The sequence below is a fragment of the Pseudomonas sp. B20(2017) genome (assembly GCF_002113125.1).
In the GTDB taxonomy this organism is placed as follows: domain Bacteria; phylum Pseudomonadota; class Gammaproteobacteria; order Pseudomonadales; family Pseudomonadaceae; genus Aquipseudomonas.
Window position 1 is genome coordinate 1 of the sequence record NZ_NEJP01000008.1, and the last position, 15605, is coordinate 15605.

The following is a 15605-nucleotide window of genomic DNA, read 5'->3' on the forward strand; positions in this document are numbered from 1 at the left end:
ATCGCCGATGGTAGTGTGGGGTTTCCCCATGTGAGAGTAGGTCATCGTCAAGATTAAATTCCGAAACCCCAATTGCGAAAGCAGTTGGGGTTTTGTTTTGCCCGCAGGAAAGTTCTTACAGCATTCTCAGCCGCCCTGCGGCTGTTCTCGCCGGCCGACAATGCTAAGGTTCAGCCCTAGCTTTTGTATTTTTCCAAGGAAGCCTTCATGCCGGACACTCAGTCCCTCAACGCTGCATTCATGGTCGTTCAGAGCAACAGCCTGGATGAACTGCGCAGCCTTGTGATCAGCATCATGCGGCGCTATCCATTGGCCCCCTTGGAGAACGAAATCGCGCTCGTGCAGAGCAACGGTATCGCTCAATGGCTCAAGTTGGCACTGGCTGAGGATCCTGAAGCGGACGATTCAGGCGGCTGTGGTATCGCCGCTGCTATCGACGTGCAATTGCCGGGCAGTTTCATGTGGCAGCTGTACCGGATGGTTCTGGGGCGAGAGGAAATTCCAGCGAAGTCGCTGCTCGACAAGGCGCCGCTGACCTGGCGTCTGATGCGCCTATTGCCACAGGTTATCAACCGTCCGCATTTCGAACCGTTGCAACGTTTCCTCACCCATGACACCGATCTGCGCAAGCGCTACCAGTTGTCCGAACGTCTGGCAGACCTATTCGACCAATATCAGGTTTACCGCGCAGATTGGCTTGAGGACTGGGCAGAGGGGCATCATCAACTCCGCAATGTAAGAGGTGAAGCGAAACCGCTCTCACCGTCCAGTTGCTGGCAGGCAGAGTTGTGGCGTGCCCTGCTGGATGATGTAGGCGAGCAAGGCATGGCCCAAAGTCGGGCCGGCGTGCACCAGCGGTTCATGGAGCGCATCGACAGTCTTGAGTGCGCACCTGCCGGTCTTCCCCAGCGGGTAATCGTATTCGGAATTTCGTCGCTGCCCGCTCAGGTGCTGGAGGCATTGGCCGGGCTATCCCGTTTCAGCCAGGTTTTGTTGTGCGTCCATAATCCCTGTCGTTATCACTGGGCCGATATCGTTGCCGACAAGGATCTCTTGCGTCACCAGTACAAGCGGCAGGCCCGAAAAAACGGCATGCCTGTAGTGCTGGATTCGGAAACACTCCACCAACATGCTCACCCGCTACTCGCCGCTTGGGGCAAGCAAGGTCGTGATTACATCAGCCTTCTCGACAGCTACGACGAGCCTGACAGCTATCGCGCAGCATTTCGCAACGGACGCATCGATCTGTTCAGCGAAACCCAGCCGAACAACATGCTCAATCAGTTACAGGACGACATTCTGGAACTGCGGCCGCTCAGCGAGACTCGAGTACTCTGGCCGGCAGTCGATCTGACTCAAGACGACTCGATCCGCTTTCACATTGCCCATAGCGCCCAGCGCGAAGTGGAAATTCTTCACGACCAGCTCCTGGCCCGCTTCAGTGCCAACCCCCAATTACGCCCTCGTAATGTGATCGTGATGGTGCCTGACATCGATAGTTATGCGCCGCATATTCGCGCCGTATTTGGCCAACTGGATCGTCATGATCCACGCTTCATTCCCTTTACCATGGCCGATCAGGGGCAGCGGGGACGAGATCCATTACTGATCGCTGTCGAACATCTGCTCAAGCTGCCGGACAGCCGTTTTCCCGTCAGTGAGATCCTCGACTTGCTTGACGTTCCTGCGTTACGTGCCAGGTTTGGTGTGCAGGAGCGAGACCTGCCGACCCTGCATCGGTGGATTGAAGGGGCCGGTGTACGTTGGGGCATCGATGCCGGACAACGTGCCGAACTGGGATTACCCGATCAACTGGAGCAAAACAGTTGGCGCTTCGGCTTGCGTCGGATGCTGCTCGGTTATGCCGTTGGCAGTTCCGGTGCCTGTGGAGATATCGAGCCTTACGATGAGATAGGTGGTCTCGATGCTGCATTGATCGGTCCGTTGGTGGCGTTGCTGGATGCACTGGAAGTCTCGCATCAGCAACTGATGAAACCCGCGCAACCACAGGAGTGGGGACATCGGCTTCAGGCGTTGATGCAGCTGTTTTTCAAGCCCGAAGATGAGCATGACGACTACCTGCTGGCTCAACTCGAGGAGTTGCGTGAAACCTGGCTGGAAACCTGCGAGGCCGTCGGTCTGCTGGAGGAACTGCCACTGACCGTCGTCCGTGAGGCCTGGCTGGCGGGGCTGGATCAGGGGCGTCTGTCGCAGCGCTTCCTGGCCGGAGCTGTGAACTTTTGTACGCTGATGCCAATGCGCGCGATCCCGTTCAAGCTGGTTTGCCTGTTGGGCATGAACGATGGCGATTATCCACGCGCTCAACCGCCGCTGGACTTCGATCTTATGGGCAGTGACTACCGGCCGGGGGATCGTTCACGTCGGGAGGATGATCGCTATCTTCTGCTTGAAGCGCTCTTGTCCGCCCGTCATCAGCTCTACATCAGTTGGGTGGGCCGAAGCATTCGCGACAACAGTGAGCGGCCAGCCTCAGTGTTGATCGGCCAGTTGCGCGATCATCTCGCCAATGGATGGCGATCAGCTGATGACAACGAGGATCTTCTGATTGCCATGACTCAGGAGCATCCATTGCAGCCATTCAGTTCGCGCTACTTCCATGAGGAAGACAAACTGTTCAGCTATGCCAGCGAATGGCAAGTGCTGCATCAGCATCACGAGCAGAATGACGTTGCAACAATGCTTGCGCCCCATGTTCAGGAGGAACCGTTGAGTCTGGAACTGCTGCAAGACTTTCTGCGCAATCCGGTCCGACACTTTTTCACTCAGCGACTCAAGGTTTACTTCGAAGCGGCACAGGTTCCTCAGGCTGACGAGGAACCCTTTGTACTGGATGCGTTGCAGCGATACATGCTCAGCGACAGCTTGCTCGGGGCAGCCATGAGGCACTCGGACAACGTAGATCAGGCGCTCGAGTCTCAGGCCCGACGCCTCCAAAACAGCGGACTGTTGCCCATGGCCGGATTCGGTGAATGCCTTCAGCGAGAGCTGATCGAGCCTTTGCCTGACTTGTTGCAACGCTATCAACAACTGTTGGCCTTATGGCCAACACCTCTGACCAACGCGCTACCGATCAATTTTGAATGGCAGGAACTGCGCCTTGAAGGATGGCTGGGAGGTTTGCACCGACGCGCCGATGGCGGCGTACTCTCGGTCACAACAATCCCCAACAGCATTGGCTCGATCAAGAACCGTAAATGGCATCACCTGACCAAGCCCTGGGTCAGCCATCTTGTCGCGTGTGCCAGTGGACTTTCCCTGACGACCGCACTGGTAGCCAGCGATGACACGCTCCTTCTTGAACCTCTGGAACAGACTCGAGCGGGACGAATTCTTGAGGATCTGCTGCTCGCTTGGCAGACGGGCATGCGCCAGCCACTGCCGGTCGCGGTGAAAACAGCTTTCGCATGGCTGGGGCAGACAGATCCGGTCAAGGCTGAAACGGCTGCCTGCAAAGCCTATGAGGGTGATGGTCAGACCAACGAAGGCGAACGTCGCGAAAGCCCGGCTCTGGCCCGACAATTCGCCGACTTCGATGCACTGCAGGCGGATGAAACCTTCTCCGGTTGGTGTGATGCACTGTATCGCCCTCTGCTTGAGGCACCGTGGCGCTCATGGACCCACGAGGAGGCAGGCGCATGAGCAACCAACAGCCGCTCGCCCTGGCATTCCCGTTAAGGGGCAGCCAACTGATCGAAGCCAGTGCGGGCACTGGCAAGACGTTTACCATTTCGGCATTGTATCTGCGGTTGATCCTTGGCCACGGAGGCGAGGCGAGTGGTTTCGGTCGAGAGCTGTTGCCCCCGCAGATTCTGGTGGTGACCTTCACCGACGCGGCCACCAAAGAGTTGCGCGAACGCATCCGTACGCGCCTGGCCGAAGCCGCCCGTTTCTTCCGCGACGAGACTCCGCCCCCTGATGCGTTGATCGATGAACTGCGTGCACAGTTCGATCCGCAACAATGGCCCGGTTGCGCCAACCGCCTGGACATCGCCGCGCAATGGATGGACGAAGCCGCGGTTTCGACGATCCACAGTTGGTGTCAGAGAATGTTGCGCGAACATGCATTCGACAGCGGCAGTCTGTTTACCCAGACACTGGAAACCGATCACAGCGACTTGCTCGGCGAAGTGCTGCGCGATTATTGGCGGCTGTTCTGCTACCCGATGCAGGGCGATGCATTGAGCTGGGTCCGCAGTCACTGGGGAGGTCCGGCGGCCTTGTTGCCGCGTGTGCGTGGGCTGTTTGGCACCGAGCGCGAAGGGGACTCTGACAAGACCCCATCCGAACTGATCGAAGACTGCCTGCAGGAACGCCGTGCGGCATTGGTGGAGTTGAAGGGGCCATGGCGGCAGTGGGCTGATGAGTTACTCGCCATCTGCCATCAGGGCGTCGCCAACAAAACCGTGGACGGGCGCAAGATGCAGGCCCGCTATTTCGAACCCTGGTTCGAAAAGCTCAAGGCCTGGGCCGAGGACGAGTCGCTCGAGCAACTGGATATCGGCACCGGGTTCGCCCGGCTCACGCCGGAAGGCATGGCTGAAGCCTGGAAAGGCGAGCCGCCGAGTCACCCGGGCCTGGATGCCATGCCTGTGCTCAAGTCGAGCCTCGACAATTTGCCGACGCCCGATGCGGCCGTGCTGCAGCATGCTGCCAAATGGGTCGGTGCCCGCTTTGAAGACGAGAAGCGCCGTCGGGCCGAAATGGGTTTCGACGACATGCTGTTGCGTCTGGATGCTGCCTTGCAGTCCGACGGTGGGGAACGTCTCGCCACGCTCATCCGCGAGCAGTTCCCGGTCGCCCTGATCGATGAGTTCCAGGACACGGATCCGGTGCAGTACCGGATCTTCGAAAGCATTTATCGCATTGAAGAGGATAACCCCGAGACCGGGTTGTTCCTGATTGGCGATCCGAAGCAAGCGATCTATGCCTTCCGTGGCGCGGACATCTACACCTATCTGCGAGCCCGCCAGGCCACAACCGGACGCCTGCATACCCTGGGTACGAACTTCCGTTCCAGTCACGGAATGGTCAGTGCGGTCAACCATGTGTTCGAGCGTGCAGAGTCTCGTGAGCAAGGGCGCGGAGCATTTCTGTTCCGAGAGAAAAACGGCGATAACCCGGTGCCGTTCCAGCCTGTGGAGGCTCAGGGTCGTAAAGAACATTTGCAGGTATCCGGGCTGGACGTGCCAGCGCTCAACATCTGGCATTTATCCACCGACAAACCACTGTCCGGTGCGGTTTATCGCCAGCAGTTGGCGGCGGCCTGCGCCAGTGAGATCACGACTCTGCTCAATGGCGGGCAAACCGGTCGTGCCGGGTTTGCGCAGGAGGGCAAGGATTGGCGTGGGCTGCGGCCAGCGGACATTGCGATCCTGGTGCGCGATGGTAAAGAGGCGCAGGCGGTACGCGGTGAGCTCGCAGCGCGCGGAGTCCGCAGCGTTTATCTGTCGGACAAGGACTCGGTCTTTGCCGCTCAGGAAGCTCATGACTTGCTTTCGTGGCTCAAGGCGTGCGCCGAGCCGGATGTCGAACGCTCCCTTAAAGCGGCGCTGGCGTGCATTACTCTGAACCTGCCACTGGCTGAGCTGGAGCGTCTGAATCAGGACGAACTGGTCTGGGAAACCCGGGTCATGCAGTTCCGCGGTTATCGTGAGCTCTGGCGCAAACAAGGGGTGCTGCCGATGTTGCGGCGCCTGCTGCACGACTTTCAACTACCGCAGACGCTCATCGCCCGCAGTGATGGCGAGCGGGTGCTGACCAACCTGTTGCACCTGTCGGAGTTGTTGCAACAGGCCGCGTCGGAACTCGATGGCGAGCAGGCACTGATACGCCATCTGGCCGAGCATCTGGCGCTGTCCGGGCAGGCAGGTGAGGAGCAGATCCTGCGTCTTGAAAGTGACGAACAACTGGTCAAGGTCGTGACCATTCACAAGTCCAAGGGGCTTGAGTACCCATTGGTATTCCTGCCTTTCATCTGCTCGGCCAAACCCGTGGATGGCAGTCGATTGCCGCTGCATTACCACGATGAATCCGGCAAGGCCCGCATCAGTTTGAAGCCCGACGCCGAACTGATCGCCCTGGCGGACAACGAGCGCCTGGCGGAAGATCTCCGCTTGCTCTACGTCGCGCTGACTCGCGCACAACATGCGTGCTGGCTCGGGGTGGCGGATCTCAAACGCGGCAATCACAGCAGCTCGGTTCTGCATCTTTCCGCGCTGGGCTATCTTTTGGGCGGCGGCGCAACGTTGAATGAATCCAGCGGATTGGCCCGCTGGCTGGACGATCTGCAACAGGATTGTTCCGCGCTGAGCGTTGTTGAGATGCCGGCGGCCACCAGCGAGGAGTACCAGCCTCCGCGTAATGAGGCCGCGTTACGTGCCACCCTTTTACCGAGCCGCAGGGCCAGCGAAAACTGGTGGATCGCGTCATACAGTGCCTTGCGCATCAGTGACGTGCTGAGCGTCGGCAATGACGAAGCTCCTGACAGTCCGCAAGCGCAAAAACTGTTCGACGACGAACGCCTCGATCCTGAAGCACCGCGCGAGATCATCGCCGGCGGGGCCGATATTCACCGCTTCCCTCGCGGGCCGAATCCGGGAACGTTTCTTCACGGTTTGCTCGAGTGGGCGGGTGAGGAGGGCTTCGCGGTCACCCGCGAGTCGCTCGATGATGCGATCGCCCGGCGTTGCAATCGACGGGGCTGGGAAGGCTGGATTACCACCCTCGGCGACTGGTTGCAACACTTGCTCAAACTGCCACTGCCCGCAGGGCTCGACCAACCGCCAGTGGTGCTCGAGCAATTGAAGCAATATCGGGTCGAGATGGAATTCTGGTTCGCCAGTCATAAAGTCGACGTGCTCAAGCTCGACGAACAGGTGCGTCAATTCACCCACAACGGTGTGGCCCGGGTCGGCGCCGAAGCGGTGCAGCTCAATGGCATGTTCAAAGGCTTTATCGACCTGACGTTCGAGCACGAGGGCCGTTACTACGTGGCCGATTACAAATCCAACTGGCTGGGTGTCGATGACGCCGCGTACACCGAGCGGGCCATGGAGCAGTCGATCCTCGACAACCGTTATGACCTGCAATACGTACTGTACCTGTTGGCGCTGCATCGTCAGCTCAAGGCGCGGCTCGTCGACTACGACTACGACCGGCATATCGGCGGTGCGTTGTATCTGTTCCTGCGCGGAACTCGGGCCCCTGGCGGTGGCGTTTACTTCGCGCGACCACCAAGGGAGCTCATCGAACGTCTGGACCTCATGTTCCAGGGCAAACCGCAACCCAAGGCCGAGCCCGCGTGGGAACAGGGAGTACTGCTATGAACCGGACATTCGCCGACCTGTTGCCAACACCGCTGACCGCCGAAAGCCTCGCGCAACTGACGCCCCTGACCCGTGCCGATGATCTGTTGCTGTTGCTGACCCAATGGGTCGAGCGTGGCTGGTTGCGGGCGCTGGACAAGGCATTCGTGGCCTTTCTTCATGAGTTGGCGCCCGATGTCGATCCGTTGGTGTTGCTCGCCGCCGCATTGACCAGTCACCAGCTCGGCCATGGTCATGTCTGCCTGGATCTGTTCGAAACCCTCAAGGCGCCGGATTTTGCCCTGTCCCTGCCGCCGGAGGGTGACGCACAACCTGGCGTGTTGCTGCTGCCATCGCAACTGCTCGAAAACCTCGACGGAGCGCATTGGTGCAAAGTACTGGCCGGCAGTTCGCTGGTGGCGCTGGCCGCCGACGAAGGTGCGTCGGCGCAGGAGCGCCCGCTGGTGCTGTCCGGCAAACGCTTGTACTTGCGGCGCTATTGGGCCTACGAGCGGCGCATTGACAGCGCATTGCGTCAGCGGCTCGCGGAGCAGGAAGCGACACCGCCCGATCTTGCACGACGGCTGGACGAGCTGTTCGATCCGGCCCAGCGTGCGGATGTCATCGACTGGCAGAAGCTCGCCTGCGCCCTGGCCACCCGAAGTGCCTTCAGCATCATCACGGGTGGCCCAGGCACTGGCAAAACGACAACGGTGGTTCGTCTACTGGCTTTGCTCCAGGCACCTGCGGTCGAGGCGCATCAGCCACTGCGCATTCGACTCGCGGCGCCTACCGGGAAAGCGGCGGCGCGACTGACCGAGTCCATCAGTCAGCAGGTGCAATCGCTGAAGGTCGCTGACAGCGTCCGGGAAAAAATCCCGACCGAGGTGACCACGGTGCACCGCCTGCTCGGCAGTCGTCCCGGCACGCGACACTTTCGCCACCATGCCGGTAACCGCCTGCCTCTGGACGTACTGGTGGTCGATGAAGCGTCCATGATCGACCTGGAAATGATGGCCAACCTGCTCGATGCCTTGCCGCCTCATGCCCGATTGGTGTTGCTGGGCGACAAGGATCAACTGGCCTCCGTGGAGGCTGGTGCGGTGCTGGGAGATTTGTGCCGCGATGCCGAAGCCGGTTGGTACAGTCCGCAGACTCGCCAGTGGCTGGAACAGGTGAGCGGCGAATCCCTGCTGGACAGCGGCTTGCACGAAGGCTCTGACGGCTCGCATCCATTGGCCCAGCAAGTGGTGATGTTGCGTCACTCGCGGCGTTTCGGCGAGGGCAGCGGCATCGGTCAACTGGCGCGACGGGTGAATCAGCAACTCCCGGTCGAGGCTCGCCAGTTGCTGGAAGCCAAAACTCATGGCGATGTGTTTTCGTTGTCGCTTCAGAACGAGCACGACCGGAAACTTGAGAACCTGGTGCTCGATGGACACGGCGAAGGCCCTCACGGTTATCGACACTATCTGAGTGTCTTGCGCGATCGCCGTCCGGCGAGCGGAACGCCGCTCGAGCACCCGGGTTGGGTCGATTGGGCGCGTGACGTCCTGCGGGCCTTCGATACCTTCCAGTTGTTGTGCGCAGTGCGCAAAGGGCCGTGGGGTGTTGAGGGGCTGAACCAGCGCATCACCGACGCGCTGCTCAAGGCGCGGCTGATCGAGAGCGACCAGCAATGGTACGAAGGTCGGCCGGTGCTGATGACCCGAAATGACTACGGTCTGGGGCTGATGAACGGTGATATCGGTATCGCCCTGAAATTGCCCGAGCGCGATGGACCGGACGCCGGTAAATCGGTGTTGCGAGTGGCGTTCCCGCGTAACGACGGGCGCGGCGGGGTGCGTTTCGTGCTGCCTAGCCGGCTCAACGATGTCGAGACCGTCTATGCGATGACTGTGCACAAGTCGCAGGGCTCGGAGTTTGCCCATACCGCGTTGATCCTGCCGGACGCCCTGAATCCCGTGTTGACCAAGGAACTGATCTACACCGGAATTACCCGGGCCAAGGACTGGTTCACCTTGATTGAACCCCGCAGTGGCGTATTCGAGGAGGCAGTACAACGTAAGGTGAAGCGCCTGAGCGGGCTTATGCTGGAACTGGAAGAAGGGACTACGCCTCGAGGATGAAGGGGCTTTCGATTACTGCCGCTCATTGACCGGCCGGTCAGGGGCTCTGTATCGCTGGCGTTCCAACGCTGTGCTATCGTTGCGGCATCATTTCGTAACGATCCAAGAGAATCCTTGCATGAAGGTGGCTGTCTGGGCGACAGAGCGCGTAGTTGGCTGCAAGTGGGCATTGCTTGCCGGTGTGCTCTTTTGGTTCACGGGTGTGGCCGCTGCCCAGACTCAACCTCCGGCGGGCATGGCCGAACAGCGGGCCAAATCCGTGACCCAGGTTGTCCTCGGTATCCTCAGTTACGCGCGCTGGCCGGTAGAGCCGGCGCAGTTGCGCCTGTGCATCGTCGGCCCGACCGAATACACCGACGACCTGGTCAAGGGCACGACTCAGGCCACGGGGCGTCCGGTCATCGTGCGTCGACTGTTGGCTGACAACCCGGCCATCGTCAGCGAGTGCGACGCGGTCTACATCGGCAAACTCACGGCCGACGAGCGCAGCCGGCTGTTCGCATCCCTGATCGGCCATCCGGTGCTGAGCATCAGCGAAGGCGGCGATCAATGCACGGTCGGCAGCCTGTTCTGCCTGCGGGTCGGCGATGAACAAGTGTCGTTCGAGGTCAATCTCGACTCTGTCGCCCGCAGCGGTGTGCGCATTCATCCCAGCGTGCTGCAGTTGTCGCGCCGCAAACCGGCGGTGCCATGAGACGCGACAAATCCACAGAGCGCCCGACCCTCGGCTCGGTCATCGGTCGTGGCAACCTGATTGTGGCGCTGGTCGCCGTGGCAATGGCCAGTGTGTCGCTGACGCTGCTTGGTGTGCTGGCGCTGCGGGTCTATGCCGATCACAACCTGCACTTGATCGCCCGCTCGATCAGTTACACCGTGGAAGCCGCCGTGGTGTTCAACGACAAGGCCGCCGCGACCGAAGCGCTGGCGTTGATCGCCTCGACCGAAGAAGTGGCCGATGCCCAGGTGCTGGACACTCAGGGCCAATTGCTCGCGCGCTGGCAGCGTCCGGAGAACGGCCTGATTTCCGAGCTGGAGATGCAGGTCGCGCGAGTCATTCTGGAAAAACCCATCAGCCTGCCGATCCTGCATCAGGATCGCGAGATTGGGCGCATTTTGCTGATCGGCCACGGCGGCAGCCTGATGCGTTTTCTGTTGAGCGGTCTGGCGGGGATCATTCTCTGCACGGCGATCAGCGCCTGGGTCGCGCTGTACCTGGCGCAGCGTCAGTTGCGCAGGATCATCGGCCCGTTGCACAGCCTGGCGGCGGTGGCGCATGCAGCCCGCAGCGAGCGGGCACTGGATCGACGGGTGCCACGGGCAAAAATTGCCGAACTGGACAACCTCGGCACCGACTTCAATGCGCTGCTCGATGAACTCGAATCCTGGCAAACCCACTTGCAGAGCGAGAACGAAACCCTCGCCCATCAGGCCAGCCATGACAGCCTTACCGGGTTGCCGAACCGGGCCTTTTTCGAAGGCCGCCTTATCCGTGCTCTGCGCAATGCCCACAAGTTGAATGAGCAAGTGGCGGTGCTGTTTCTAGACAGCGACCGTTTCAAGGACATCAACGACAACTTCGGTCATGCCGCCGGCGACGCGGTGCTGGTGGCGGTGGCGAATCGGGTGCGGGCGCAGTTGCGTGAAGAGGATCTGGTGGCGCGTCTGGGTGGTGACGAGTTCGCCGTTCTGCTGACGCCCCTGCACAAGACCGAAGACGCCGAACGGATTGCCGACAAGATCCTCGCCAGTATGGACACTCCGATTGCGCTGCCGGGCGACAGCAGTGTCGTGACTTCGCTCAGTATCGGTATCGCCGTTTACCCCGATCATGGCGCCACGCCCGGCACCTTGCTCGATGCGGCGGATGCCGCGATGTATCAAGCCAAGCGCTTGTCGCGCGGCGCCCAATTCACGGCCGGGTCGGAGCACCCGGTCGACCCCGTTCAAACCAGGAGCTGATGCCGTGTTCTCACTTTCCATTCGACTGTTTTCCACCCTGTTGCTGACGGCCATGCTGGCCTTGACCGGTTGCCAGACCGCCCCACAAAAAGGCCTGACGCCGGCCCAGGTCGCTGTCCTCAAGCAGCAAGGCTTCGAGTTGACCGATGACGGCTGGGAGTTCGGCCTGTCGGGCAAAGTGTTGTTTGGCAGCGATGTCGAAAGCCTGAACCAGCAAAGTACCGAAATCGTCGAGCGTATCGGCAAGGCGCTGCTGGGTGTCGGCATCGAGCGCGTGCGGGTCGATGGCCACACCGATGCTTCGGGCAAGGAAACCTACAACCAGCAGCTGTCACTGCGCCGCGCGAAAAGCGTCGGAAAAGTGCTGACCTCGGTCGGCATGAAGGAAGAGAACATCCAGCTGCAAGGCCTCGGCAGCCGCGAACCGGTCGCTTCCAACGACACTGCAGCCGGCCGCACCGAAAACCGCCGGGTGTCGATCGTGGTGAGCGCCGATTAATCGGCGAACTGCATTTCGCGGGTCTCACCCATCAACAGACCCTGATTGCGCTCGGTCACCTCGCGGATGTAATCCCACAACAGGGTGATCCGCTTGAGCTTGCGCAAATCCTCCCGGCAGTACATCCAGAACTGCAAGTCAGTGAGGTCAATCCCAATGTTTACGGGGGCTGACCGCCATGAAGACCCAATCCGAGCGTTCCACTGTTACAACTGCTGTCACAAGTCTTGTGGTTCCTTTAAGGCCAACCACGAGGCTTGCGAAGCCCTACCACTACCGGCGTAACGGCATTTACTATCTGCGTCTGCGAGAAACTGGCAGCGTCTCTCAAACAGCCTCAGTTTCCCTTAAGACTACCGACAGAAAGGCCGCTATGGACGCTTCACGACGACTAGCCGAGACCATCAAGGCATTTCACTTGGATCACCCTCAGGCGACTTGGCAGGAGCTGCGAGACCATCTGCTGTGGGTCGCTGAGAATCTCTTATCGGCGGCCCACGATGTGCATTCCTTGCGTGACTGGGGCGACCTCTATGAGGACGTCAGGACAAATCTTACGGAGATCGCTGCAACGATGCCGCTGAGTGTCGATCAGCATGAACATGTAGCGAGAGCGAAGAAGGTTATGGATGCCGCTCAGGTGCGCCTACAGGGTGACTCAGTGCCTCTTGTGGAGATCATCCGGGAGCTTGAGGACGACCAGTTGAATGCAGGTGAGGCCGTCCCTCTGTCTCTATCTGTATTACCGACGGCAATGACCTTTGAGACTCTTTCAGGCCTCTATCTGGCTGACCGGGGGCAGGATCAGAAGGCTTCAACCTTGAAGGAGACTAAGTTGTGTCATGGCTTGTTGTCGTCCCAACTGGGAAGCCTCGATCTGAGAAATCACACACGGGCTGATCTTGTAGCTTTGCGTGATCGCCTTTCGCAGGGACGGATGCCCTCGACGGTGAATAAGTTGATCGTGAAGCTCTCAGCTGTACTCGCTTGGGCTGTGGAAAACGGTCATTTGGCGAAGGCATACGACAAGAAGCTCAAGCTCACGAAAGGCCTCGAGTCCACCCGTAAGGCTTTCTCTCAGGCTCAAGTGGGCAAGGTGATGGAATACGCTAATAGCCTCTCAGAAACCTCATGGAAGCGCTGGCTGCTCAGCCTTGGAGTCATCACGGGGGGCCGTCTCAATGAAATCTCTCAGCTCACCACGAGCGACATTCAGACCCTTGAGTCTGGAGTTGTTGCCATCCACATCAATGAGGTTGGCGAAGGGAAGTCCATTAAGAACAAACGTAGTGAACGACTGGTGCCATTGACTGATGGAGCCTATGGGTTCGACCTTGCGGCGTTCCTTCGATATGTCGAGTCCTGTAAGGGAAGTGAGTCAAAGTCACTGGCTCAGATTGGGTACAAGACAGCTGGTGAATGGGCGAATCAACAAGCGATCCCTGCGGCTCTTGGAGAAGATCACACGGCGGGTCTCACTTTTCACTCACTGCGACATTCGTTGGCCTCTTTGATGCAGGTGAAAGGTGTTCCTACAGTCCACGCTCAGGCTGTTATGGGGCACGCCTCGGGCACTATCACGTTTGACACCTATGGCTCTGGTGTTCCTGTGGAGGTTGTCGCTGAGATGCTCAAGAAGGTGTTGCGCGGAGGGGTTTGACGCTGGCTTGATATTCGGTCATTCGTGCGAGTTGATGATGTATCACCTTAAATTAGCGGAAGGTGGTTACAGTCGTGCGAATGGCAGAGTAGGGCTGGTACACCGTCATCGTAATCAAATCATAAGGAATGTCATGAATGGAAACTAAAACTCCGAGCCTTGAATTGAAGCTGGAGGATGGGAGTTCGCTGAACGTAGAAGTGGTTAGCTACCATCTCAAACTGAGCGATAGGCTGCATATCGGTACCCAAGGAAAAATGCACAAAATGGGCACGTTTAAAATACATAGTTCAGCGTACAAGAGCTGGGGGGCTGTAAAAACAATAAAGTACGCCTTAGGAGAGTGCATAGTCTTAACGGATTACCCACCGAAATTAACCCCTAGGACGATTACCTACAAAGTCAGACATGATTTTTAGTTTTAGGATTATCGCGACCTTCTCCGATTTGCGAATTGTGTGTTCTCGTTAATGCACAACTGAGAAGGGTGACTCGCTGGCTCCTGGCCTTGCTTAGTGAGCTTAGGGGCTACGAATTTCTGGTCTCGAAGGGTAGGAAACTGGTCGTAGGATTTAAACCCCTCACTATGGCTACAGACACACAACCCTACCCAGCTCAGGAGGCCAACCATGACCACTGCATCGAAAATCAAGCTTCAAGGCACCAACGTATCCGTATGCCTATTACCACCTATAGATATCCTTGAGACCCGCTATAAGCTCAGCGACGATCATGAGGGCATCGTGGCGCGATCCTTCAAGCTCATTCCCGGCAAGACTCGCAGGGGAACCGAAGAGGGCGCCCCTGTGGGCACTTATTCCAATAGCTCGCTACGGCAGCAGGTTGAGGTAACTTGGATGGACGGGGACACGAAACACAAAGTCCGCGTTCAGAAATCCCGCATTGTTTATCGAATGGCTCATGGTGAATTTGATGAGTCTTTGGTTATTGACCATATCGACGGTAACCCGAACAACAATCATCCAAGTAATCTCCGACCGCTGACCTATCACGAAAACTTCGGTAACCGTGCATCTGCTCTTAAAGAAAAGTACCCAAAGAAGGATCCTCATCTTCCTACTGGTGTCACCCGTGATTACAAATTCACCTCAGGCGTTCGGTATATTGGGAAGACAACAATTAGAGGCATCACCCATATGAACTACTTTGTGAATCCCCGTGCTGCCCAGCATTGGCTCGCTCAGGTAAAGAAGGATAATTTGGGTGATACCGCTCGTAGGGATCCTCAAGGGTTCATCATCGGGGCACCTAATCGAGTGACTATCAGACAATAGCCCTATGGTCAGTATCCTCACTATGGCTACACAGATTCCTACCGGGCATCACCACGTCCGACCAGAGACCACCGAGTGCCAAGCGCGACCAGATCGCCAACGCTCAACTGTCCTCGGTAAGCAGACCTCGTGTCTGGCTCCAGTAGGAAGGAGCGAACATTGATATTGCTGATCGTTAGTCGGTGCCTCTTGAGGGCATCGCTGGGAGGCCTTGCACGGGATTGGGGCCACCGTGTATTGCTCAATGTTCACGGGGGCCTTTAACTTAAAGATTACTCACTGAGTAGCTCTAATTATTATTCTATTAATAGATCTTTGCTCTTGTCTTAAAGATCCTCTCAAGGTTTCTCTAAGTTAGAGGCTGGTCTGGCGACCATGAGCACCCATTCTTTCAGTTAGTCTCAAAGGAGGCCTATGCGATTCCACTTCAAACTCGATGGTCTCGATCATCAACATCGTGAAACCTTGTTGTCTATCGAGTCGGCAATGACCGGTCGATCCTCTACCGCTTTGTTCGATCTAAAAGCTCTCGATGTTTTCACGAACAGGCCCCCTGAGAAAATCAATGAGTTCGTCTCGGGGAAGTTGGGAACATTCCTAATGAAGTCTCTTGAGGCTCTTATGGCTGCTACTGGTCTCGACCTGATCGCTCTTTACGGAGCAGTGAAGGGTGTTCCCGTTATCCTCAAAGCTCGTCCAATAGCAGTCCAGCAATAACCCAGTGTCGCCTCACTGGTGCCC

At 58.3% G+C, this 15605-nt stretch carries 9 protein-coding genes and 1 pseudogene; 9 read left to right on the forward strand and 1 reads right to left on the reverse strand.

All coding sequences use genetic code 11. From position 1 onward, the window contains the following. Window positions 1-207 precede the first annotated feature (207 nt). From recC to CAF63_RS13355, 6 genes are all read left to right on the forward strand, one after another. Window positions 208-3660: an exodeoxyribonuclease V subunit gamma gene (gene recC / locus CAF63_RS13330; protein ID WP_085685463.1), complete on the forward strand. Its 3453-nt coding sequence runs from the start codon at window positions 208-210 to the stop codon at window positions 3658-3660. Continuing rightward, the gene (gene recB / locus CAF63_RS13335) at window positions 3657-7346 is read left to right on the forward strand and encodes an exodeoxyribonuclease V subunit beta (RefSeq protein WP_085685466.1); all 3690 of its coding nucleotides are present in this window, start codon (window positions 3657-3659) and stop codon (window positions 7344-7346) included. The genes recC and recB overlap by 4 nt, the downstream gene beginning before the upstream one ends. Beyond that, window positions 7343-9451 (forward strand): exodeoxyribonuclease V subunit alpha, encoded by a 2109-nt coding sequence (gene recD, locus CAF63_RS13340; protein ID WP_085685468.1) that lies wholly within the window; start codon window positions 7343-7345, stop codon window positions 9449-9451. The genes recB and recD overlap by 4 nt, the downstream gene beginning before the upstream one ends. A gap of 118 nt (window positions 9452-9569) precedes the next feature. Beyond that, window positions 9570-10145, forward strand: coding sequence for a YfiR family protein (locus CAF63_RS13345; RefSeq protein WP_085685471.1), 576 nt, complete (start codon window positions 9570-9572; stop codon window positions 10143-10145). Further along, the gene (locus CAF63_RS13350; protein WP_085685474.1) at window positions 10142-11410 is read left to right on the forward strand and encodes a diguanylate cyclase domain-containing protein; all 1269 of its coding nucleotides are present in this window, start codon (window positions 10142-10144) and stop codon (window positions 11408-11410) included. The genes CAF63_RS13345 and CAF63_RS13350 overlap by 4 nt, the downstream gene beginning before the upstream one ends. A 52-nt stretch (window positions 11411-11462) precedes the next feature. Continuing rightward, window positions 11463-11909, forward strand: coding sequence for an OmpA family protein (locus CAF63_RS13355; protein WP_371807405.1), 447 nt, complete (start codon window positions 11463-11465; stop codon window positions 11907-11909). Here CAF63_RS13355 and CAF63_RS28405 read toward each other — a convergent pair. Continuing rightward, window positions 11906-12043: pseudogene (locus CAF63_RS28405) on the reverse strand (LysR family transcriptional regulator); the annotation flags it as partial. The gene CAF63_RS13355 and the pseudogene CAF63_RS28405 overlap by 4 nt on opposite strands. A 44-nt stretch (window positions 12044-12087) precedes the next feature. On the opposite strand from CAF63_RS28405, the gene CAF63_RS13360 reads away from it, so the two are divergent. The 3 genes from CAF63_RS13360 (at window position 12088) to CAF63_RS13375 (ending at window position 15581) form a co-directional block, all read left to right on the forward strand. Then, complete coding sequence (locus tag CAF63_RS13360) at window positions 12088-13569, forward strand: tyrosine-type recombinase/integrase (RefSeq protein WP_256574512.1); 1482 nt, start codon at window positions 12088-12090, stop codon at window positions 13567-13569. A gap of 629 nt (window positions 13570-14198) precedes the next feature. Beyond that, the gene (locus CAF63_RS13370; RefSeq protein WP_085685486.1) at window positions 14199-14864 is read left to right on the forward strand and encodes an HNH endonuclease signature motif containing protein; all 666 of its coding nucleotides are present in this window, start codon (window positions 14199-14201) and stop codon (window positions 14862-14864) included. A gap of 414 nt (window positions 14865-15278) precedes the next feature. After that, window positions 15279-15581 (forward strand): hypothetical protein, encoded by a 303-nt coding sequence (locus CAF63_RS13375; protein ID WP_085685489.1) that lies wholly within the window; start codon window positions 15279-15281, stop codon window positions 15579-15581. Window positions 15582-15605: the final 24 nt, after the last annotated feature.